The organism is Leucobacter chromiireducens subsp. solipictus (assembly GCF_016758195.1).
Lineage (GTDB): Bacteria > Actinomycetota > Actinomycetes > Actinomycetales > Microbacteriaceae > Leucobacter > Leucobacter solipictus.
On record NZ_QYAC01000006.1, the window covers coordinates 216,861 to 238,257 of the forward strand.

Consider the following 21,397-nt stretch of genomic DNA (forward strand, 5'->3'; position numbering starts at 1 on the left):
GGATCTAGCGTACGCCCTCTGCTTACGCGTTGGCTGCGAGCACGTCCGAGACGGTCGAGAACGGCAGGCCGTCGAACGCGTCGGCGACACCCTTGAAAGTGACCACGCCGTCGTGTGCGTTGAGGCCCTTTGCGAGCGCCTCGTCAGCGTTCAGCGCGGCAACCCAGCCCTTGTCGGCGAGCGACACGACGTAGGGGAGGGTGGCGTTGGTGAGCGCCGCGGTCGAGGTCTCGGGGACCGCGCCGGGCATGTTTGCCACGCAGTAGTAGATCGAGTTGTGCACCGGGAAGGTGGGATCGTCGTGCGTGGTGGGGCGCGAGTTCTCGAAGCAGCCGCCCTGGTCGATCGCGATGTCGACGAGCACCGAGCCCGGCTTCATCTGCGCAACCATCTCGTCGGTGACGAGCTTCGGTGCCTTCTCGCCCGGGATCAGCACGGAGCCGATGACCAGGTCCGCGTCCTTGAGCGCCTCGGTGATGTTGTGCGCGTTCGAGGTGCGCGTCTGGATGCGACCGTTGAACTCGTCCTCCAGCTGCTTCAGGCGGGGGATGAAGATGTCGATGACGGTCACCTCTGCGCCCATGCCGTACGCAATGCGAGCGGCCTGCTCGCCGGCGGCACCGCCGCCGATGACGACAACCTTGCCGCGACGGGTCGCGGTGACGCCGCCGAGGAGGACGCCGCGGCCACCGTTTGCCTTCATCAGCGAGTATGCGCCGACCTGCACCGAGAGACGGCCAGCGACCTCGGACATCGGGGCGAGCAGCGGCAGGCCGCGGTTCGCGAGCTGCACGGTCTCGTACGCAATGGCGGTGGTGCCGGACTTCAGGACGGCGTCCGTCAGGGTGCGGTCAGCTGCGAGGTGCAGGTAGGTGAAGAGCACCTGGCCCTTGCGCATCTTGTCGTACTCGGAGGCGATGGGCTCCTTGACCTTGAGGATCATGTCGGAGTCAGCCCAGACCTGGTCCGCCCCCTCGACGATGGTGGCACCGGCGGCGATGTACTCCGCGTCGGTGATTGCCGAGCCCAGGCCGGCACCGGCCTGGACGAAGACCTCGTGACCGCGGCGGGTCAGCTCGACGACGCCGGCCTGAGTGATGGCGACGCGGTTCTCGTTGTTCTTGATCTCGGTGGGAATACCGACGCGCATGACATGCTCCAAAGAAATCGGTGGGTAATGGTGTGCAGATGGAACCACCCAACCCCGACCCAACGTGACGTCGCAGGATGCGGTGGAACCTACTAATAGTGCAGTATATTCGTAATCAGTAGCAAATAGTTGAATTCTCTTCGGATTTAGTCGTGTGAGTGGGAATTCTGCGAGTGAGAGTGGTGGCCGATGTCAGAGGTATCGAAGAATCTGCACCCTGAACTGGAATTAGACGATGTTGACCGCAAGATCGTCGAAGAACTGCAGTCCAATGGTCGCATCACCAATGCGGAGCTCGCTGAGCGTGTGGGGGTGGCCGCATCGACGTGCATCGCCCGGGTGCGCAGCCTCGTGTCGCGCCGGATCATCACCGGGTTCACGGCAAGTGTCGATCCCCGTGCAATGGGCCTCGGCCTGCAGGTGCTCATCAGCGTGACCGTGCGTTCCGGCGCCCGGCAGCGGATCTCCGAGATGAGCGACGCGCTTCGGAGCCTGCCCGAGGTGATGCAGTTGTACTTCCTGGGTGGTGTCGAGGACTTCATCATTCACCTGGCGGCCCGGGATTCCGATCACGTCCGCGATTTCGTGATGGAACATCTCTCGGCCCACCCCGCCGTGTCAGCCACTCGGACGAGCATCGTGTTCAGTCATCACCAGAATCCCGTCCGTTCGGCGTAGGCTGGCAAGCGTTCCGTTCCAGTTCCACTCTTGGAGGGCGCATGAGCCGGGCCTTGCTGATCGTTGACGTGCAGAATGATTTCACGGAGGGCGGAGCGCTCGGAGTTACGGGCGGGGCCGCGGTCGCCGCGGGCCTCGAGCCGCTCCTTGATGCGGTGCCGGATCGCTACGCGCTCGTCGTCGCTTCCCGCGATTGGCACGATGCCGACAGTGTCAACGGCGGGCACTTCGCCGCTCCGGGCACTGAGCCGGACTTCGTCACCAGCTGGCCGGTGCACTGCGTCGCGGGGACGTTCGGGGCCGCGTACCACCCGCGGGTGCCGCTCGGGCGCATCGACGTGCACCTGCGCAAAGGGATGGGGAACGACGGGTACTCGGCGTTTGAAGGGGTGACCGGAGACGGCCGAAGCCTTGCCGAGATCCTTCTGGACCAGGGGGTGGACGCGCTGGACGTCGTCGGGATCGCGACGGACTATTGCGTGCGAGCGTCCGCGCTCGACGCCCGTGCGGCCGGGCTCGACGTGCGAGTGCTCTCGGAGCACATCGCCGGCGTGGCGCCGGAGAGTTCCGCCGCGGCGCTCCGCGAGCTCGCAGCGGCCGGTGTCGAGATTCGCTAGGTCCGCGTCTCCGGGTGATGCCCCGTTTCGGAAGGGCTGCCCCGGCTCTCGCTTTTCGCTCACCCAGCTATAGGCAATTTATCGAGACAGGCGCGTTTTCGCCGGAAAATGGCTCGGTTTGGCGAAAAACCCTCGTGTGGGGCGTGAGTGCATGGGGCGTCGGTGTGGGCGCGGGGTGCCGGTGCGCGAGGTGCGGGGCGCGAGGTGCCGGTGCGCGGGGCGCGGGTGTGCGGGGCGCGAGGTGCCGGGTGCGCGTCAACGTGGGAGCCATAGGCGTTCTTCTGCGGGGTTCGGCAGGCGACAGGCTGCGGGCGGAACACCGCGACGGAGCACCGCTTCCTGGCGGCGTCATCGGGACCTCTTGCCGAGGCTCCGGGGAGAACAGCCGGAGGTCCGGCGTCACCGCCTCCCGCTACTCCGCGCCGGGCGGGGTGAGGCGGGTCTCGTGCGCGTCGAGCGCGAGCTCCGCGGCGCGCAACGCGGGGGAGCTGTAGCGGCCGAGCGCGCGTTCGTCGAGCAGGGCCGTGCGTTGGGCTTCGAGGGCCACGCGGCTCAGCCGAATGAAGGCGCGCGCGGGGGTCTCTTCGCTGGGCAGCAGCAGCCCGCCCGTGGCCCCGTGGCTCAGGGTGATCGGCGTGAGGCTGTTGCGGGCGCTGGCGCGTGCGCGCTTCACGATCTCCTCGGGAACGGGGCGCTGGTCCTCATCGGCGCTGGCCAGGGCGTCGTCGATCGCGGAGTCGGCGGCCTCCATGAGGTCGCCCTTGAGCGCGGTGAGTTCAGCGGAGCTCGCGCCGGATTTCGAACCGTTCGGCCACAGCTTGTTGATGACGAACGGCAGGGTGAGGCCGTGCAACAACAGGGTGATGACGGCGACCGCAAAGGCGATCAGGATAACTTGGGCGCGGTAGGGGACGCCGACGGGGATCGATTGCGCCGCAGCGAGCGTGACCACACCTCGCATCCCGCTCCAGGAGAGTACCGCGCCGTCGCGCCAGCCGAGTCGTTGCGAGCGCTCGTGCTCGAGATCGGCGAGGGTGCGTTCTGCGAGTCGTTCGGCGCGTTCAGCCCGTCGCAGGTCGGGGCGCTCTTCCGCTCGGGCCCGGCGCGCCAGCCGCGTGAAGCCATTGCTCCGCTGCTCGTACCGGTCCACGGAACCACGCATGGATGCAATGAGCGGCACCATGAAGAGCGCGCGGCAGCCGATGAGTACGGCAACGAGGCCGAGCGAGATGAGGGCGAGGTGCGGGAGTCGCAGGGGGCTTTCGCCCACGTGTTCGACGAGGGCGTGCAATTGCAGGCCCATGACCAGGAACACCCCGTTCTCCATCGCGAACTGCACGGTGCGCCAGTTCAGTCGCTCGTTCATGCGCGCGGTCGCGCTGAAGCGGCGCGCGGCGTGGTGTCCCGTGTACAGGCCGGTGACCACGACCGCGAGGACACCGGAGGCGTGCATGGCCTCGGCCGGGATGAATGAGACGAAGGGAACCGTGAAGGAGATGAGCGTGTCGTAGACCGGGTTCCGAAGTTTCGAGCGGATCCAGACGGTGATGACGCCGATCAGGCCGCCGACCACGATGGCCGCCGTCACTGAGAAGGCGAAGGATCCGGCGGCGTCCCAGAACATGAAGCCGCCCGCGACCGCGGCGATCGCGGTTTTGAGGAGCACGAGGGAACTGGCGTCGTTCACGAGGCTTTCGCCCTCGAGGATGGCCACGACGCGATCCGGCATGCCGAGTCGCTTGCCGATGGAGGTCGCGGCGACGGCGTCCGTCGGGCTGATCACGGCCCCGAGGGCAATTGCCACCGGCAACGGGATCGTGGGCACCGCGAAGTGGAGGACCGCGCCGACCACCACCGCGGTGATGATCACGAGCAACACGGAGAGGCCGACGACTGGGCGGATGTTGCGTCGGAAGTCGACGAGCGGTACGTTGACCGCTGCCGCGTAGAGCAGGGGTGGCAGAACGCCGAGCAGGATCACCTCGGGGTCGATCTCGACGAGCGGCACGAACGGGAGATATCCGACCCCGATGCCGGTGACGACGAGCACGAGGGGTGCCGCGATGCCAATCCGGCCGCCCAGGATCGAGGCGCCGACGAGGACGACGACGGCGATGACCGCGATCAGGGCAACTTCCATGGGTCTAGGTTCTCATTTCTTGGCGGATCGGGGTGCGGTCGCGGACGGAGTTTCGCCAGCGGGCCGCAGGCTCGGGGGCAGCGGTTCACTCCCGTGGAAGGCATGCCACGCGGCGAGTGGCGCGGTGATGGCCGCGGCGTCGATGCGGTCCCCGGGAAACGGCGAAACCTCGACGCCGCTGCGGGCTCGGGTGCCGCGCTTCCAGGTGCCGCGCACGCGGCCGGCCTCGACCACGGTCGCGAGAAACATTCCGTTGCGGCCCGGAACGATACGGTCGGCGTGCTCCGGCGCGAGGTGGGCCTCACGGTCGGTGTAGCCGAGGAGATGCTCGTCGAAGGCGGGCAGGAGCTGCCACCCGGAGGCGGACACGCGCGGTGAAGCATGCGGCGGTGCCGGATCGAGCGGTGCGGGACCGAGCGGTGCGGGATCGAGCGGTGCCGGGTCGAGCGGTGCCGGATCGAGCTGTGCGGGATCGAGCCACAGCATCGGTCCGTCGGTCGCCCCGAGCGTCGCGGTGGTGACGTCGCCCGTGTCCTGTGCCAGGGCGAGACCGTGCCGGACTTCGCGAAGGGTGAGGCCCGTCCACCAGGCGAGGTCGCGATCCCGCACCGGCCCGCGCGCCTGAACGTAGCGCGTGGCCAGCGTCGTCAGCGCTTCGTCTCCGACGAGGGTGCGCGGCGCCGTGATCCATTCGTCCGCGCGCACGAGCATCGGCTCGCCGGAATCCCGGACCGGCCCGAAGGTGGCGAGCCCGTTCTGGCACAGCCACCAGATCACGTGATAGCGCCACCCGTTCTGCCAGTCGATGCCGGCCTCCGTCCAGGCGGTCGAGAGCGCATCGCGATCGAGGGCGGCGCCACCGTGGAGGGCCGCGAGCGAGACGTCGATGAGACGCTCGAGCATCGCATCGGTGAGCCCCAGCATCCGGCGCCTCGCTGGCGCACCCGCGAGCACGCGGTGATTCGTGACCCCCTGCATCCATCCGATGTCCTCCGCGGGCACGATGTGCAGCGTGCCGCGCATCGGCCAGGACCGCACGATCTGACCCGCGGCGAAGGCGGCGTGTACATCGCCGACCGTGGTTCCCGGCGCGCGGACCCCGAGGGCCCAGCGCGCCGAGCGCCAGTCCTGCCCCTGCGTTGCGAGCATGTGCCGGGCGACCGCGGCAATGCGCTCGGTGCCGGATCCGGCACCCTCGTTCGCGCCCGATCCGGCACCGCTGTCGCGCAGCCACTGAGCGCGGAGGCGGAGCGCGCGCACGTCCGCGGGCTGGAGGATCTGAGTCATGTGGCGAGTGTAGCGGGCACCTCGGACAGCGCTTCGGTCAGCGTCGCCCGGTCGCGCTGCCGCCTACAATCGGGCGCGGTGGTACTGCGGTGGGAGCAGGGATTCCGCGGCGGGCGCGCGCAGTTCGCGCGCCCAGCGCAGCGGGAGGTGCGGGTCCCCGAGGAGCGGCCGGCCGAGCGAGACGATGTCGGCTTGCCCGGTTGCGAGGATCGTTTCGGCCTGGACGGCGCTCGTGATCATCCCGACGGCGCCGACCGGGAGCGGGCCGTCGCGGAGCGCGGACGCGAGGGGCACCTGGTATCCGGGGCCGACCGGGATCGGGGCCTGCGGCAGGTTTGCGGCGGAGGACACGTCGACGAGATCGGCCCCGTCCGCGGCGAGCCAATCGACGAGCTGACGCGCGTCCGTGAGGTCGAACCCGCCGTCCACCCACTCCGTCGCGGAGATGCGGACCACGAGGGGAACGGTGGGATGTGCCGCGCGTACGGCGCGCGTTGCCTCGCGCAGTAGGCGCGCCCTGCTGGGAAGGTCGCCGCCGTAGCCGTCCTCGCGCCGGTTCGAGAAGGGCGAGAGGAAGGAGTGGAGGAGGTAGCCGTGGGCGGCGTGCAGTTCGAGCACATCGAAGCCCGCGGACACGGCGCGGTTCGCGGCCGCGACGAATGCCGCGACGATGCCGGGCAGCTCGGCGGCGTCGAGTGCCCGCGGCGGCGCATACTCCCCGAATGCAAGCGCCGACGGCCCGACGGTGTCCCAGCCGCCCGCGGCGGCCGGCTGCGTCCCGCCCGGGAAGCCCGGCAGCCACGGATAGGTCGAGGCCTTGCGCCCCGCGTGAGCCAGTTGCACGCCGATGCGGGCACCGTGCGCGTGCACGATCTCCGCGAGTCGCGCGAAGGCCGGGATGTGTGCGTCGTCCCAGAGCCCCAGGTCACGGGGTGAGATCCGGCCCTGCGGCACGACCGCGGTGGCCTCGACCATCACGAGCCCTGCCCCGCCGCGGGCGAGTCCGCCGAGATGCTGCAGGTGCCAGTCGCGCGGCACCCCGTCGTGTTCGGACACCGAGTACTGGCACATGGGAGAGACCCAGAGGCGGTTGCGGACTTCGACGTCGCGCAGCGTGATCGGGCGGAAGAGGTGCGGATTCGCCATGTCGGAAGTCTACTGGCGCGCAACCGGGCACCGCTGGGCCCGGCTCGCGTCCCTCGGGGCGGCGAGACCGCAAGAATGCACACGTATTGCGGGGATACGGTGCGGCATTGAACTCTCGCGGGCAGATCCGCCGCGGCCTCGGGGTCTGGCGGGATTCCAACACCCCATGTCAAGGTCGCTTGACATCGCGCTGCGCGGCCCGGCAGACTGTCAGTATGACAAGTGAACTTGACAGCACGAAGCTCGGTCCCAGCGAACGGCGTAGGCTGCGTCGCTATTTCTGGGGCTTCGGGATCAGTATGCTCGCCTACCTGGTGGTGCTGTTTGTCGCGATGCCCGCCCAGGAAAACGTCGACTCGGCCTGGCGCATCCCGATCCTGCTCGCGCCGATCGTGCCCGTCGGGTTCGCCTTTGCCGCCGTGCTCCAGTTCATCCGCGGCCTCGACGAGTACCAGACCCGCACGCTGACCATGGCCCTGAGCTGGGGCTTCGCGGTCGCGATGCTCACGGCGGTCGTCGTAGGATTCCTCGACTTCGTGTGGGAGGTTCCCATTCCGAGCTGGATCATCTTCGTCGCCGGCATGTCGGGCTGGGTGGTGGCCGCGGTGGCCACGTCCCGCCGGTAGGCGTCGGCGTGAAGAACACGATTCGCAGCCTGCGCGAGGGGCGCGGCCTGACTCAGGGGGCGCTGGCCGAGGCGCTGGGGGTGTCTCGCCAGACCGTCAACGCCCTCGAAACGGGCAAGTACGATCCCTCGCTCCCGCTCGCGTTCCGCCTCTCCGCGCTGTTCGGTCGGCCCATCGAGGAGATGTTCGATCCCGAACTACCGGATCTGCCCGGGCGCTGAGCCGCCACGTCACCCCCACCCCGAGGAGCCTCCCATGCACTCCGCACTGAGCCTGCACGAGCTGTCCGTGTGCTTCCCCGCAAAAACGGCCCTCGAGGGCCTCAGCCTGACGGTCGCTCCGGGAGAGGTGTTCGGCCTCTTGGGGCCGAACGGTGCCGGGAAATCCACCGCGATCGACTGCATCGCCGGGCTGCGAACGCCGGATCGCGGGACCGTGCGCGTGCTGGGCCATGACCCGGCGCGCGAGCGGGAGGCGGTGACCCGCCGGCTCGCCCTGCAGCCGCAGCGGTCGAGCCTGTTCGAGTTCCTCACCGTTGCCGAGACCATTCGGCTCTTTGCGGCCTTCCACGCGGCACCGCTGGACGTGGACTCGGTGATAGCCCGCACCGGCCTCGAGGAGTGCCGAGATCGCCGGGTGCACGCGCTCTCCGGCGGCGAGGAACGCCGGGTGCTGCTCGCCGTGGCGCTCATCGGTGATCCCGAGATCCTGGTGCTTGACGAACCGTCGGCCGGGCTGGACCCCGCGGCGCGGCGCGGCGTTGCCGACATTATCCGGGATCTGCGCACCTCGGGACGCACGGTGCTGCTGACCACGCACCATATGGACGAGGCCGAGACGCTCTGTGATCGCGTGGGCATCCTCGTGGCGGGCCGCTTGGTGGCAACGGGCACCCCGGGCGAACTTGCGCGACGTCGCGCCGCCGAGAGCCGGGTCGAGTTCACCCTCGAGTCGGGTGCGGATCTGGGGCTTCTTGCGCAACTCGTCCCGCTCGGCCGCGTCAGCCACGTATCCGACGCTCGCGGCCACCGCGTCACCGTGGTGACCGCGGATCCGGACACCGTGGTGCGCCGGATCACGTTCATCCCGGGCCTCGTGCCGCGGGAGATCGACGTGCACCGCGGCAGCCTGGAGGACTATTTCTTGAGTGTTGCTGACGATCCGGCGCGGGAACCAGCCCAGGATCCGGGGCTCGACCCGGGTCCCGATCCGGATCCGGATCCGATCCATCGTAGCGGGGAGCAGCGATGACCGCGTTTTGGGCGCTCAGCCGAGCATACGCACTCGCGCTCCTGCGTGATCGCCGCCAGATATTCCTGATGTGCACCTGGTTCGTCATGATGTTCGTGGCTTTCGCGGCGGCGCAGTTCATGGTGAGCGGCGGTGCCGAGCCCCCGGTCGTGTCGGTGATCGCCGAGCCAGCCGGGCGGGCGGACGCGACGGCGGCGGTCGAACGCGCGGGTGTCGCGCTCGCGTCAGCGGACGCACCCGCGACCCTGGAACTGCGGCTCGGGGAGGACGGCGCCGTGCTCCAGTTGCTGACCACGCCGGGCGCGTCCTGGAGCGGCACGGCGCGGGCGCTGGAGAGCATCGGGATCCCATTCGGCCAGATCACCGCGCTCGACGCGGAGGGCACCATCATGCCGGAACTCTTGCGGAGCAACCTCAGTGCGGTGCTGCTCGTCGGGGTCCAGTCGGTGCTGCTCGTCGGCGGATCCGTGCCCTTCGTGCGGCTGCGCAGCCGTGGGACGCTGCGGCACCTGCGCACCGTGCCGCTGAGCCCCGGCGTGGCGCTCGCCGCGTTCATGCCGGTGCGCGTGGCGCTCTGCGCGGCGATGGGCCTCGTCGTGGTGGCCACCTCGGTGGTCCTGGGCTCGCCGCTCGGGCCGCCGACCCTGCGGCTGGGGGTCACCGCGCTCGTCGCGATCCTGTGTGCGACCGCGCTCGCCGCGCTCTTCGCCGCCCGGAGCGAGAGCCCGGACACCATGGAGAACCTGATGCCGCTCGCGATCATGGGCGCGTATGGGCTGCTGCTCACCGCGACCTTCATGCCTGCGATGAGCCCGGGCTGGCAGTGGGTAGTGCGCGCTCTTCCCACGACGTGGTTTGTGGAGGCGGCGAACGCGGACCTCATTGGGACGACGCCGTTCCTGCCGGTTCCGGTGCTGTGGGTCCTGTTGCTCGCGGTGGGGGCGGGGCTCGCAGCCCTCGCGGTGCGCCGGTTCCGCTGGTAACCCCCGGCCCGCGCGGCGGCGTTCCCGATTGTCGGCGGTGTGTGCCAGGGTACTTACGGGGCCCTCACCGACCGCTCAGAAGGAGTCACGCATGCACGAGATCCAGTGCCCGCACTGCGGCAAGGCATTCACCGTCGACGAGGCGGGCTATGCCGACATCCTGAAGCAGGTCCGGGACCGCGATTTCGAGGCGCAGTTGCACGAGCGGCTGCAGCTGGCCGAGGAGGAGAAACAGACAGCCCTGCGGCTGGCCGAGGCCACCGCGGCCACGGAGCGCGAGCGTGCGGCGGCGGAGAAAGATCGCGAGATCCAGCGCCTCACCGCGGAGATCGGTGCGGGGGAGGTGGCGCAGCGGCTCGCCGTCGCCGAGGCCCTCGGAACCATCGAGAAGGAACGGGACACCCTGGCCGGCCAGCTGGAGCAGGCCCGCAAGGACCAGGCGGCCGCCGTGGAGCTCGCGGAGGCGAAGCTGACGCGGGAGATGCAGGAGGCCGTTGCCGCGCAGGAGGCCGCGGCGCAGCGCCTGCGCGCGCAGCTCGAGGCCGCCGAGATGGCGCGCAAGCTCGAGGTCACGGAGGCCGTCGGCGAGGTGCAGCAGGAACGGGACCGCTACAAGAGCGAGCTCGAGCGCGCCGAGCTCGAGAAGCAGCTCGCGGAACGCTCGCTGAAGGAACGCTACGAGGTGCAGCTGAAGGACCGCGATGAGGCGATCGAGCGGCTCCGAGACATGAAAGCCCGGCTCTCGACGAAGATGATCGGGGAGACCCTCGAGCAGCACTGCGAGAACACCTTCAACCAGATCCGGGCCACCGCATTCCCGAACGCGTACTTCGAGAAGGACAACGACGTGCGCACCGGCAGCAAGGGCGACTTCATCTTCCGGGACTTCGATCTCGCCGGGATTGAGATCGTGTCGATCATGTTCGACATGAAAAACGAGGCGGACGGGACCGCGACGAAACAAAAGAACGAGGACTTCCTCAAGGAACTCGACAAGGACCGCCGCGAGAAGGGCTGCGAGTACGCGGTGCTCGTCTCCTTGCTCGAGCCGGAAAGCGAGCTCTACAACGGCGGTATTGTGGACGTATCGCACCGCTTCCCCAAGATGTACGTGATTCGGCCGCAGTTCTTTATTCCGCTCATCACTCTGCTGCGCAACGCGGCGATGAACGCGATGAAGGTCAAGGCCGAGCTCGAACTCGTGAAGTCGCAGAACATCGACATCACCCACTTCGAGGACGAACTCGACGCGTTCAAGAGCGCCTTCGGGCGAAACTTCGAGCTCGCCTCGAACCAGTTCAAGGAAGCGATCAAGCGAATCGATACCTCGATCCGTGAGATGGAAAAGGTGCGGGAGCAGCTCCTCAAATCCGAGAACAACCTGCGCCTCGCGAACGACAAGGCGCAGGGGGTGACGGTGAAGAAGTTGACCCGAAACAACGTCACGATGCAGGCCCGCTTTGCGGAGCTGGAAGGCACCGCGGCAGCCGAGCCGCCGCACGAGAAGGAGACCCCGAACACATGAGCCTGGAGCAGGCGCTCGCCGCCGCACACGAGAACGGCGGCGGCGCCGACGAAGCGTTCGCCGCGTTCGAGGAGTGGGCGTGGGAGGATCGCGGCCTGCGCCTGTACCCGGCTCAGGAGGAGGCGGTGCTCGGCATCACGCTCGGCAGCAACGTGATCCTGGCCACCCCGACGGGGACCGGGAAGTCGCTCGTCGCGATGGGGGCCCACTTCGTCGCCCTGGTGGAGGGCCGCCGCACGGTCTACACGGCACCGATCAAGGCACTCGTGAGCGAGAAGTTCTTCGACCTGGTGGGCGTGTTCGGCGCGGAGCGGGTCGGCATGATCACGGGGGACACCTCGATCAACCCGGACGCACCGATCCTGTGCTGCACCGCCGAGATCCTCGCGAACCTGGCGATCCGCGACAAGAACGTCGACAACCCGGACACCGGGGGGATCACGCAGGTGGTCATGGACGAGTTCCACTATTACGCGGACGCCGATCGGGGCTGGGCGTGGCAGGTGCCGCTGCTGCTGATGCACGACGCGCAGTTCCTGCTCATGTCCGCGACCCTCGGCGACGTGACGGAGCTCGCCGCGGATCTGAGCGAGGCGACGGGCCGCGACACCGCGCTCGTCACGGGGGTCGAACGGCCCGTACCGCTGAGCTTCCGCTACGAGGTGGCTCCCGCGCACGAGGTCGTCGAGCAACTCATCGCCGACCGGGAGACGCCCGCCTACCTAGTCCACTTCAACCAGTCCCACGCCGTTGAGCAGGCGCAGGCGCTCGCCTCGATCAAGATCGTGGACCGCGCTGGACGTGACGAGATCGCCGCGGCGATCGGGGACTTCCGCTTTGCGACCGGCTTCGGGGCGACGCTGTCCCGGCTCGTGCGGGCCGGGATCGGCGTGCACCACGCGGGCATGCTGCCGCGCTACCGCCGTCTCGTCGAACAGCTGGCCCAGCGGGGCCTGCTGCGCGTGATCTGCGGCACCGACACGCTCGGTGTCGGGATCAACGTGCCCATTCGCACCGTCGTGATCACCGCGCTCACCAAGTTCGACGGCGAAAAGATGCGGCGGCTTTCCGCGCGCGAGTTCCACCAGATCGCGGGTCGTGCGGGCCGGGCGGGCTACGACACCGAGGGCGATGTGGTGGCACTCGCCCCCGAGCACGAGATCGAGAACGCGAAGGCCGTGGCCAAGGCCGCCGCGAAGGCGGCCGACGGCAAGGGCGGCAAGAAGGCGAAGCCGGTCAAGAAGAAGTCCGCCCCGCAAGGCTTCGTCGCGTGGAGCGAGCAGACTCTCGAGAAGCTTGTCGCGTCGCAGCCGGAACCGCTCGTGAGCCGCATGCGGGTCACCCACTCGATGGTGCTCGGCGTGATCGGTCGGGGCGAGGAGTGGGAGGGCGAAGCGCTCAACACGATGCAGATGTTGATCTTTGACAGCCACGAGCCGCGCGCGCGGCAGTTCGACCACGCGCGCACCGCGCTCGCGATCTACCGCACGCTGCGCAACGGGGGCATCGTGGAGGTGCACGAGGACGAGCGCGGGCAGCGCCTGCTCCGGTTGACGGTCGAACTCCAGGCGAACTTCGCACTGAACCAGCCGCTGTCACCGTTCGCGCTCGCTGCGATCGAGCTCCTCGATCCCGAATCCGAGAGCTATGCGCTCGATGTGATTTCGATCATCGAGGCGACGCTCGAGGACCCGCGCGCGATCGTGCGCGCCCAGGAACACAAGGCCCGCGGCGAGGCCGTCGCCGCGATGAAAGCCGAGGGGATCGAATACGACGAGCGGATGGAGCTGCTCGAGGCCGTCACGCACCCCCAGCCGCTCAAGGAACTCCTCGACGAGGCATTCGCCGAGTACGTGAAGGACGTGCCCTGGGCCCGCGACTACGAACTGAAGCCCAAGTCGATCGTGCGCGACATGATCGAGCGGGCCTTCGGCTTCCGGGATCTCGTCTCGTTCTACCAGCTCGGGCGGGCCGAGGGGGGCGTGCTGCGCTACCTGAGCGACGCGTTCCGTGCCATCGAGCGCACCGTGCCCGAGCAGGCGAAGAGCCCCGAACTCGAGGATCTCATCGAGTGGCTCGGCGAGCTCGTGCGGCAGGTCGACTCCAGCCTGATCGACGAGTGGGAGGAACTCGCGAACCCGGAGGCCGTGGCCGCGCACGCGAGCCAGGCGGCCGCTGCGGCTGCGATCGACCTGGCACCGCCCGCGCGATCCGTGCTCGCGAACGAGCGCGCCTTCGGCGTCATGCTGCGGAACGCGCTGTTCCGCCGCGTGCAGGCCGCGGCATTCGAACGCTTCGGCGAACTTGCGGAACTCGATGGCCCGCACGGCTTCGGGGAGCAGCGGTGGCGCGACGCGCTGGCCGGGTACTTCACCGAGTACGACGAGATCCGTACCGACGCTGACGCCCGCGCCGCGGCGCTCCTGGAACTCGACCGCGGCCCCGAGGCGCGCGCCGAGGGCGTCTGGCGGTTCCGGCAGGTGCTGCTCGACCCCGCGGGCGACCGCGACTGGGCGATCGAGGGCGTCATCGACCTCGCCGCGTCGGAGGCGGACGGCGAGCCGGCGGTGCGGGTGCAGCGCGTCGGTCCACTCACTTCCTAGCGCCGCGGCAGACAGAGGCTCGGGATCTCCGTCGTGCCGGTGCTGATGCGACTCCTCCCGTCGCACCTGTATCTTGTGTACTGCTGGCTCATCTGCCCGGTTGCGTACCGGGTGCTCCTGCGGCAGCTCTTCGGGCGCACGAGCTGGGCCACGACGAAATGCGAGGCGATCGCGCCTGCGGCGGAAGGCCGGCGCGGACGCGTGACCCCAGGAACGGAGACTCCCCATGACGACCCCCGCACCCCACGCTCCGGTCGAGCTCACCCGCGACGCCTTCCTCGAGCGCGCCGATCACACCCTCCTCGCCCCGGGCACGACGCCCGCGGAACTCGAGCAGTTCTTGATCGCGGCCCGGGCGCTCGGCGTGGGGCAGGTGTGCATCAGCCCGACCCTGCTGGAGGACGCGATCGGACCGCTGCGGAGCAGCCCCGTGCGGATCGTCACCGTGGTGGGGTTCCCGAGTGGGGCGCACACGGCGGAGACGAAGGCCGCAGAGGCCGCGCAGGCGGTCGCCGACGGTGCCGCGGAGATCGACATGGTGGTGAACCGGGGCCTGGTGAACGCCGCGGACTGGCGCGGCGTCGAGGCCGAGATCCGGGCGGTCCGGGACGCGACGCCCGAGCGGGTGCTCAAGGTGATCCTCGAGACGGCGGCGCTCAGCGACGCGCAGATCGTGTCGTGCTGCCGCGCGGCGGAGGCCGCGGGAGCAGACTTCGTGAAGACGTCGACGGGCTTCGACCCGGCCGGGGGAGCGACCGCGCACGCGGTGCGGGTCATGGCCGAGACGGTTGGCGGGCGGCTCGGGGTGAAAGCCTCGGGCGGGATCCGGACGGCGGCAGCGGTCCGGGAACTGTGGGCCGCGGGTGCCACCCGATTCGGAGTTTCGGGGACCGCCGGGATCCTGGAGACCTGGGTCTCCGGCGCGGCGACGCGAGCCGGTTCAGACGCGGCGTACTGACCGCCCTAGAATGATCCCATGCGCCTCGGAGTGATCGACGTCGGATCCAACACCGTCCACCTGCTGGTGGTCGATGCCCACCCCGGCGCGAGCCCGAACCCGTATCACTCGCAGCGTTCGGTCCTGCGACTGATGCGCTACCTCGACGCCGACGGCGCGATCGTTGAGGAGGGGGTGCGCCTGATCACCGCCGCGATCGCGGAGTCGGTCCGGATCGCGCATGAGATCGGCGTCGACGATCTGATCTGCACGGCGACGAGCGCGATTCGCGAGGCGGCGAACGGTGAGGCGGTGCTCGCACGCATCGCCCGGGAGACCGGGGTGTCGCTGCACGTGCTGTCCGGGGAGGACGAGGCGCGCATCACGATGCTCGCGGTGCGACGGTGGCTGGGCTGGTCGGCGGGCGAGATCCTGCTCTTCGATATCGGCGGCGGGTCCTTCGAGATCGCCCAGGGCGCCGACGAGTACCCGGACGTGCAGGTCTCGCTGCCGCTCGGCGCCGGCCGCACCACCATCAACTACCTCGCCGAGGATCCGCCGCCGCGGGAGGCCGTGTCCGCGCTCCGCGCGCACGCCCGCGCGGAGTTCACCCGGGTCCGGGAGGACCTGTTTCTCGATCGGCCGCGGCCGAAGCGCGTGGTCGGAACCTCGAAGACGATCCGATCGCTCGCCCGGCTCATCGGCGGGCCGCCGGACCCCGAGAACGGCGATCTCGCGCCGCTGCACTATGCCGGCCTGCGCGAGTGGGAGCCCACGCTGCGCGATATGCCCTCGAACGTGCGCGAGTACCTGCCGGGAATCACCCCCGAGCGCGGCTACCAGATCATCGCCGGCGCGATCGTGCTCCGGACCGCGATGAAGGTGTTCGACGTGTCGACGCTCACGATCTCGCCCTGGGCGTTGCGCGAGGGGATCGTGCTCCGCTACATCGACGCGTTGGACGGCCGCGGGGCCGAGCCGGTGAGCGCCGACGACTTTCGCACGGCGTTGACGGCCACCGGGGGCGCGGCGCAGCGCTAGTCGAGGGCGGCGACGGCGTGCCGGATCGCGACGGCGAGTTGTCGGACCGCGGGTGAGGGCTGCCGGGCGCCACCCTCGCTCGGTGCCGCGAGGAGGACCGAACGGGCGAAGCTCGGATCGTCGATCGGGCGGAGGACCACGCCGGGGTGGCCCGAGCCGACCGCGAGCTTCGCGACGAGCCCGATCACCATGCGGGCGGCGATCATCCCGAGCATCGCCTGGAAGTCGTCGCTGCGGATCGCGACCTCGATCTGGTGCCCGGCCGCGGCGAACGCATCGACCACCACCGCGTCCATGGGGTCGTGGTGCGAGGTCCCGAGCAGCCAGCGCTCGGTGTGGAGCGAGAGGAACGTCTCGCGGCTGATCGACGCGTGCGCGGTCAGGGGGTGGCCTTCGGGGAGCGCGAGCAGGAGCGGATCTCGGAGCACTTCGGTGGTGACGATGTCCGGGCGGAAGGTGAGCTCGTGGCCCGGCACGGAGTAGAGGAGCGCGGCGTCGAGCTCACGCTGGTTGACGTGCGCGATGAGGGGGCCGACCTCTTCGAGTACCGCGTCGAGTTCGATGCTGAGGTCGCCGAGTTGCTGCGCGATCGCGGGGAGCAGCCGCGCGGCGGCCGTGGGGAAGGTGCCGAAGCGGAGGCGGGTCTGACCCATCTCGGTGAACTCGCGCGCGTCGCGGAGCGCCCGGTCCGTGAGCGTCAGAATCTCGTGCGCGCGGTCGAGGACGAGGTGCCCAACGGGGGTCAGGGTGCTGCCTCGCGAGCTGCGCTCGAGGAGCGGGCCGCCGACGAGCGCATCGAGGTTGCGCAGGTGGTAGTCCACCGTCGGCTGACTCCACCCGAGGCTACGTGCGGCCTGCGTGACGGAGCCCATGCTGTGCACCGCGCGGAGCGCTTGCAACTGTCGAAGGTCGATCACAGCTCACCTATCCCATATCTTGTGCGCGGCCGGTCAGGACCATCCTGCCACATACCCCATATGTGAGTGCCGAGGCAGAACGGGATTCTCCTCGCGCGTGCGCTGCGCCAGCATGGAGACATGTTCATCGCCGATTCCGCGCGCCGCGACGCTGCACCCGCGGCTGCAGATCCCCAGACCACCGCCGCCGGTGTCCCCGCGCCGGGTGAGACCGCGCCGGGTGAGACCACCGCGGGCGCCGCCGCGCAGCGCGCCGAGCGGCTGCGTCGCCACGCCGTCACCCCGTATGCGGACGCGCTCGACCGCTACATCGCCCGCAACCCGACCCAGCTGATGGTGCCGGGCCACGGCGGCAGCGACCTCGGATTGAGCGCCCGCCTGTCCGAGTACCTGGGCGAGCGCGCGCTGCAGCTCGACGTTCCGATGCTCCTCGAGGGCATCGATCTCGAGGCCCACTCCGCCCTCGACGACGCGCTGGAGCTTGCGGCCGACGCGTGGGGCGCCAAGCGCACCTGGTTCCTCACCAACGGCGCCTCGCAGGCCAACCGCACGGCGGCGATCGCCGCGCGCGGCCTCGGCGAGCACCTGCTCGCGCAGCGCAGCGCCCACTCCAGCTTCAGCGACGGCGTGCTGCTTGCCGGCATCACCCCCTCGTATGTGTTCCCGGCCGTCGACACGGCGAACGGCATGGCCCACGGCGTCTCGCCCGAGGCCCTCGACGCGGCCCTCACGCTCGCGGAGCAGGAGGGGCGCGCGGCCGCCGCGGTCTACATCATCTCCCCGAGCTACTTTGGATCCGTCTCCGACGTTCGCGGCCTCGCCGACGTGGCCCACGCGCACGGCGCGCCGCTGATCGTCGACGGCGCGTGGGGCCCGCACTTCGGCTTCCACCCTGAGCTGCCGGAGTCGCCCGCGCGTCTCGGCGTTGACCTCGTGATCTCGAGCACCCACAAGCTCGCGGGATCGCTCACGCAGACGGCCATGCTGCATCTCGGTCACGGCCCCTTCGCCGACCGGCTCGAGGCGCTCGTGGAGCGCGCTTTCGGGATGACCGCGTCGACCTCGACCAGCGCGATCATGCGCGCCTCGCTCGACATCGCCCGGTCCGCGCTCGTGACTGGCGAAGCCGCGATCGGCCGCTCCGTTGAAACCGCGCAGCGCCTGCGCGAGGTGCTTCGCGCCGACCCGCGCTTCGACATCGTGAGCGACCACTTCGATGCGTTCCCCGACATCGTCGACACGGATCTGCTGCGCGTGCCCATCGACGTCTCCGCGACGGGGCTCAGCGGGCACTGGGTGCGCAACCAGCTCATCACCGATCACGCCCTGTACTTCGAGATGTCCACGGCCACCTCGATCGTCGCCGTGATCGGCGCGGGGAAGACTCCCGACGCCGCCGAGATCCACCGCGCCCTCGGGGCCGTGGTCTCGTCGCCCGCGGCCGACGCGGAGCGCGCAGCGACCGCGGGGTCCGTGGAATTCCCGCCCATGCCGGCACCCGGTGCCCGGCGGCTCAGCCCGCGTGAGGGGTTCTTCGGCGAGACCGAGATCGTCCCCGCGGCCGAGGCGATCGGGCGCGTGTCCGCGGACACCCTCGCGGCGTACCCGCCCGGGATCCCGAACGTGATGCCGGGCGAGGAGATCACCGCGGCAGCCGTCGAGTTCTTGCAGGCGGTGGCGGCCTCCCCGACGGGCTACGTCCGCGGCGCGCTCGACCCGCGCGTGGCGAGCTTCCGCGTGATCCGCGTGGAGGAGTAGCCCCAGTATTCGCCCCGGCGCACCCGCGCCGGGGCGATTGGCGTGTGTGGTCGGGGGGACCGGGCGCGCCGCGGTCCGATTCGTTCGGATCACCTCCCTGCCGGGCCCCGGCCGGGAACCCCGAGAACCGGGCCCCCGCGGCCCATGTGACAAGGAAGTCTGGAGTAAGACTGACATGCCGAGTACCCTGCGTCAGCAGCTGTTCCGAGTAAAGCCCGTACCGCGAGACGGGGGTGAATCCGGCTCGCAGCTCAAGCGCAGCATCGGGCTCTTCCCGCTCACCATGATTGGTGTGGGCGGCACCATCGGCACGGGCATCTTCTTTATCCTGGCCGAGGCCGTGCCGATCGCGGGGCCCGCCGTACTGTGGTCCTTCGTGATCGCGGGCCTCGTCGCCGGCCTGTCGGTGCTCTGCTACGCGGAGCTCGCGAGTAGCGTGCCGGTATCCGGCTCCTCCTATTCGTATGCGTACAGCACCCTGGGCGAGCTGCCGGCGATGGGCGTTGCGGCGTGTCTGCTCCTGGAATACGGGGTGTCCACGGCGGCGGTCGCGGTGGGCTGGTCGCAGTACGTGAACCAGCTCGTCACGAACCTCTTCGGCTGGGAGCTGCCACACGCGCTGCTCTACGCGCCGGAGGAGGGCGGGATCATCAACCTGCCCGCCGTGATCCTGATCGGCCTCTGCTGCCTGCTGCTGATCCGCGGCACCTCCGAGTCGGTCGTCGCGAACACCATCATGGTGCTCATCAAGATCGCCGTGCTGCTGTTCTTCGTGGCCGTCGGCATCACCGGCTGGAACGCCGACCACTTCGCAAACTTCGCGCCCTTCGGCTTCGCCGGGGTGATGACCGGCGCCGGCATCATCTTCTTCTCGTTTGTGGGTCTCGACGCCGTCGCGACCGCCGGTGACGAGGCGAAGAACCCGCGCCGCAACCTCCCGATCGCGCTCATCAGCGCGCTCATCATCGTCACCGCCGTGTACGTGCTCGTCGCGGTCACCGCGCTCGGCGCGCAGGATCAGAGCGAATTCGCCGGCCAGAGCGCGGGCCTCTCCGCGATCCTGCAGAACATCGTCGGCGCGACGTGGCCCGGCACCGTGGTCGCCGCCGGGGCCGTGATCTCGATCTTCAGCGTGACGCTCGTGGTGCTCTACGGCCAGACCCGGATCCTGTTCGCGATGTCGCGCGACGGCATGGCCCCGAAGATCTTCCAGAAGGTCAACCCGCGCACGATGACCCCGGTCGCGAACACCATCATCGTGTCCGTGATCGTGGCGATCCTCGCCGGCGTCCTGCCGATCAACTTCCTCGCCGAGATGACCTCGATCGGCACGCTCGCCGCGTTCCTCGTCGTCTCGATCGCCGTCATGGTGCTGCGCCGCCGCGAGCCCGACCTCGAGCGCAAGTTCCGGGTCCCGCTGTACCCGGTCATCCCGATCCTCTCGATCATCGGCTGCCTCTGGATCATCAAGGACCTGCGCCCGATCACGATCATCGTGTTCGCGATCTGGACCGCCCTCGTGCTGGTCTGGTACTACTTCACCGGACGGAAGAACTCCGTGCTCGGCGAGCAGATCAAGACCGGAATGATCGTGCTGACCGGTCCCGGCCGCTACCGCTACGCGAGCGACGAGGACGATACGGACTCGGTCGACGTCGTGGCGGACCGCGCCAACGACCCCGGTCCCGGCCGATGAGTATCGTCGTCGGAGTGGCCCCGAGCCACTGCTCGCGCGCCGCGATCGAGCTCGGGGTTCTGCTCGCGCGGACGTACGCGCAGGATCTCGTGCTCGCCTCGGTCACCTCGGCCGGATGGCCGGGCGGTCCCGGTGGAGTCGACGGCGAGTACCAGCGCTTCCTGCTCGCGGGTGCGGAAGCCTCCCTCGCCGAGGCGCGGACGCGCGTGCCGGGAGACCTCGCGGTGCGCACGGTGGTGCGCACCGCGTCCAGCGCGCGGCGCGGACTCCTCGACGTATGCGCGGAGACGGCCGCGATCCGGCTGGTGGTGGGGTCCGCCGGCGACGAGGACGACGCCCGGGGGCAGGAGGCTGCCGCCGGGATCGAGCTCGGGTCCGTCAGCCTCGGGCTCCTGCAGAGCGCCGAGCTCCCCGTGGCGATCGCCCCGCACGGCTTCACGGCTGCGCCAGGTGCGCGGCTGGAACGCCTGACCGCAGCGTTTAGTGGCTCCGACACCTCGGCCGAGCTGGTCCTCGGGGCGGCGGCGGTCGCGGCCGACTCGGGGGCTGCCTTCCGGGTAGCGGCGTTCCACACGCGCCCCCGCGGCCTGCTGGGCGCGGCGATCGGTTTCCGGGCCGAGGACGCGGTGGTCGCCGAGTGGGAAGCCGTGATCCGCGATCGAGCGGAGATCCTGCGTGCGGAGATCGCGGCCTTCAGCCGCCCGCCGGAGCGCGTCGAGCTCGCCCTCGGTGCCGGGGCGGACTGGCCCGCGGCGCTCCGGGCGATCCCGTGGGGTGCCGCCGAGGTGCTGCTCGTGGGATCCAGCAGCCTCGGCGCGTTGGCGCGGATCTCGCTCGGCTCGCACGCCACGAAGATCCTCCGCCACGCGCCGGTTCCGGTCGTGATGGTGCCGCGTCGCGCCACCGAGCGCTACGCGGATCAGGCCGCCGAGCAGCTGGGGGAGTAGCAGCGATGGGATCCCGGGTGCAGGGCGCGCCCGGGATCCCATCGCCGCGGGCCCGGTTTTGTGTTCCGGGCCGGAACGGGTAAAGTTAATTCCTG

18 protein-coding genes are annotated in these 21,397 nt (G+C 69.8%); 13 read left to right on the forward strand and 5 right to left on the reverse strand.

All coding sequences use genetic code 11. The features are described from left to right. Nucleotides 1-22: 22 nt before the first annotated feature. On the reverse strand, nt 23-1,150 hold the full coding sequence (gene ald / locus D3230_RS12320; protein WP_202345341.1) for an alanine dehydrogenase: 1,128 nt from the start codon (nt 1,148-1,150) through the stop codon (nt 23-25). 189 nt (nt 1,151-1,339) lie between these two features. On the opposite strand from ald, the gene D3230_RS12325 reads away from it, so the two are divergent. After that, complete coding sequence (locus D3230_RS12325) at nt 1,340-1,828, forward strand: Lrp/AsnC family transcriptional regulator (protein ID WP_087012056.1); 489 nt, start codon at nt 1,340-1,342, stop codon at nt 1,826-1,828. A 41-nt stretch (nt 1,829-1,869) separates the two neighbouring features. Continuing rightward, complete coding sequence (locus tag D3230_RS12330) at nt 1,870-2,445, forward strand: isochorismatase family protein (protein ID WP_202345342.1); 576 nt, start codon at nt 1,870-1,872, stop codon at nt 2,443-2,445. 412 nt (nt 2,446-2,857) lie between these two features. Here the strand turns inward: D3230_RS12330 and D3230_RS12335 are convergent, their stop codons facing one another. From D3230_RS12335 to D3230_RS12345, 3 genes are all read right to left on the reverse strand, one after another. Next, nucleotides 2,858-4,585, reverse strand: a complete 1,728-nt coding sequence (locus D3230_RS12335) for a cation:proton antiporter (protein WP_202345343.1) — start codon at nt 4,583-4,585, stop codon at nt 2,858-2,860. 12 nt (nt 4,586-4,597) lie between these two features. After that, nucleotides 4,598-5,872, reverse strand: a complete 1,275-nt coding sequence (locus D3230_RS12340) for a winged helix DNA-binding domain-containing protein (RefSeq protein ID WP_202345344.1) — start codon at nt 5,870-5,872, stop codon at nt 4,598-4,600. Between the two features lie 63 nt (nt 5,873-5,935). Then, nucleotides 5,936-7,018, reverse strand: coding sequence for an NADH:flavin oxidoreductase/NADH oxidase (locus D3230_RS12345; protein ID WP_202345345.1), 1,083 nt, complete (start codon nt 7,016-7,018; stop codon nt 5,936-5,938). Between the two features lie 215 nt (nt 7,019-7,233). Here D3230_RS12345 and D3230_RS12350 point away from each other — a divergent pair, with 215 nt between their 5' ends. The 8 genes from D3230_RS12350 (at nt 7,234) to D3230_RS12385 (ending at nt 15,984) form a co-directional block, all read left to right on the forward strand. After that, on the forward strand, nt 7,234-7,644 hold the full coding sequence (locus D3230_RS12350) for a hypothetical protein (protein ID WP_202345346.1): 411 nt from the start codon (nt 7,234-7,236) through the stop codon (nt 7,642-7,644). An 8-nt stretch (nt 7,645-7,652) separates the two neighbouring features. Then, nucleotides 7,653-7,865: a helix-turn-helix domain-containing protein gene (locus tag D3230_RS12355; protein WP_202345347.1), complete on the forward strand. Its 213-nt coding sequence runs from the start codon at nt 7,653-7,655 to the stop codon at nt 7,863-7,865. 34 nt (nt 7,866-7,899) lie between these two features. Then, nucleotides 7,900-8,895, forward strand: a complete 996-nt coding sequence (locus D3230_RS12360; RefSeq protein ID WP_202345348.1) for an ABC transporter ATP-binding protein — start codon at nt 7,900-7,902, stop codon at nt 8,893-8,895. Further along, the gene (locus D3230_RS12365) at nt 8,892-9,878 is read left to right on the forward strand and encodes an ABC transporter permease (RefSeq protein WP_202345349.1); all 987 of its coding nucleotides are present in this window, start codon (nt 8,892-8,894) and stop codon (nt 9,876-9,878) included. The genes D3230_RS12360 and D3230_RS12365 overlap by 4 nt, the downstream gene beginning before the upstream one ends. Nucleotides 9,879-9,969: 91 nt before the next feature. Then, entirely contained in the window at nt 9,970-11,403 is a 1,434-nt protein-coding gene (locus D3230_RS12370; protein ID WP_202345350.1) for a DUF2130 domain-containing protein, read from the forward strand. Beyond that, nucleotides 11,400-14,006 carry a DEAD/DEAH box helicase gene (locus D3230_RS12375; protein WP_202345351.1) on the forward strand — a complete coding sequence of 869 codons (2,607 nt, stop codon included), beginning with the start codon at nt 11,400-11,402 and terminating at the stop codon, nt 14,004-14,006. The genes D3230_RS12370 and D3230_RS12375 overlap by 4 nt, the downstream gene beginning before the upstream one ends. A 226-nt stretch (nt 14,007-14,232) precedes the next feature. After that, nucleotides 14,233-14,964 (forward strand): deoxyribose-phosphate aldolase, encoded by a 732-nt coding sequence (deoC, locus tag D3230_RS12380; protein ID WP_202345352.1) that lies wholly within the window; start codon nt 14,233-14,235, stop codon nt 14,962-14,964. A gap of 18 nt (nt 14,965-14,982) precedes the next feature. Further along, on the forward strand, nt 14,983-15,984 hold the full coding sequence (locus D3230_RS12385; protein WP_202345353.1) for a Ppx/GppA phosphatase family protein: 1,002 nt from the start codon (nt 14,983-14,985) through the stop codon (nt 15,982-15,984). On the opposite strand, the gene D3230_RS12390 is transcribed toward D3230_RS12385, so the two are convergent. After that, entirely contained in the window at nt 15,981-16,901 is a 921-nt protein-coding gene (locus D3230_RS12390; RefSeq protein WP_202345354.1) for a LysR substrate-binding domain-containing protein, read from the reverse strand. The two genes, D3230_RS12385 and D3230_RS12390, sit on opposite strands and share 4 nt — an antisense overlap. A gap of 120 nt (nt 16,902-17,021) precedes the next feature. Here D3230_RS12390 and D3230_RS12395 point away from each other — a divergent pair, with 120 nt between their 5' ends. The 3 genes from D3230_RS12395 to D3230_RS12405 all read left to right on the forward strand — a co-directional run bounded on the left by D3230_RS12395 (nt 17,022) and on the right by D3230_RS12405 (nt 21,302). After that, the gene (locus D3230_RS12395) at nt 17,022-18,659 is read left to right on the forward strand and encodes an aminotransferase class I/II-fold pyridoxal phosphate-dependent enzyme (RefSeq protein ID WP_202345355.1); all 1,638 of its coding nucleotides are present in this window, start codon (nt 17,022-17,024) and stop codon (nt 18,657-18,659) included. A gap of 175 nt (nt 18,660-18,834) precedes the next feature. Next, nucleotides 18,835-20,355, forward strand: a complete 1,521-nt coding sequence (locus D3230_RS12400) for an amino acid permease (RefSeq protein ID WP_237467486.1) — start codon at nt 18,835-18,837, stop codon at nt 20,353-20,355. Then, on the forward strand, nt 20,352-21,302 hold the full coding sequence (locus D3230_RS12405; protein ID WP_202345356.1) for a universal stress protein: 951 nt from the start codon (nt 20,352-20,354) through the stop codon (nt 21,300-21,302). The genes D3230_RS12400 and D3230_RS12405 overlap by 4 nt, the downstream gene beginning before the upstream one ends. The last annotated feature ends 95 nt before the right edge of the window (nt 21,303-21,397 follow it).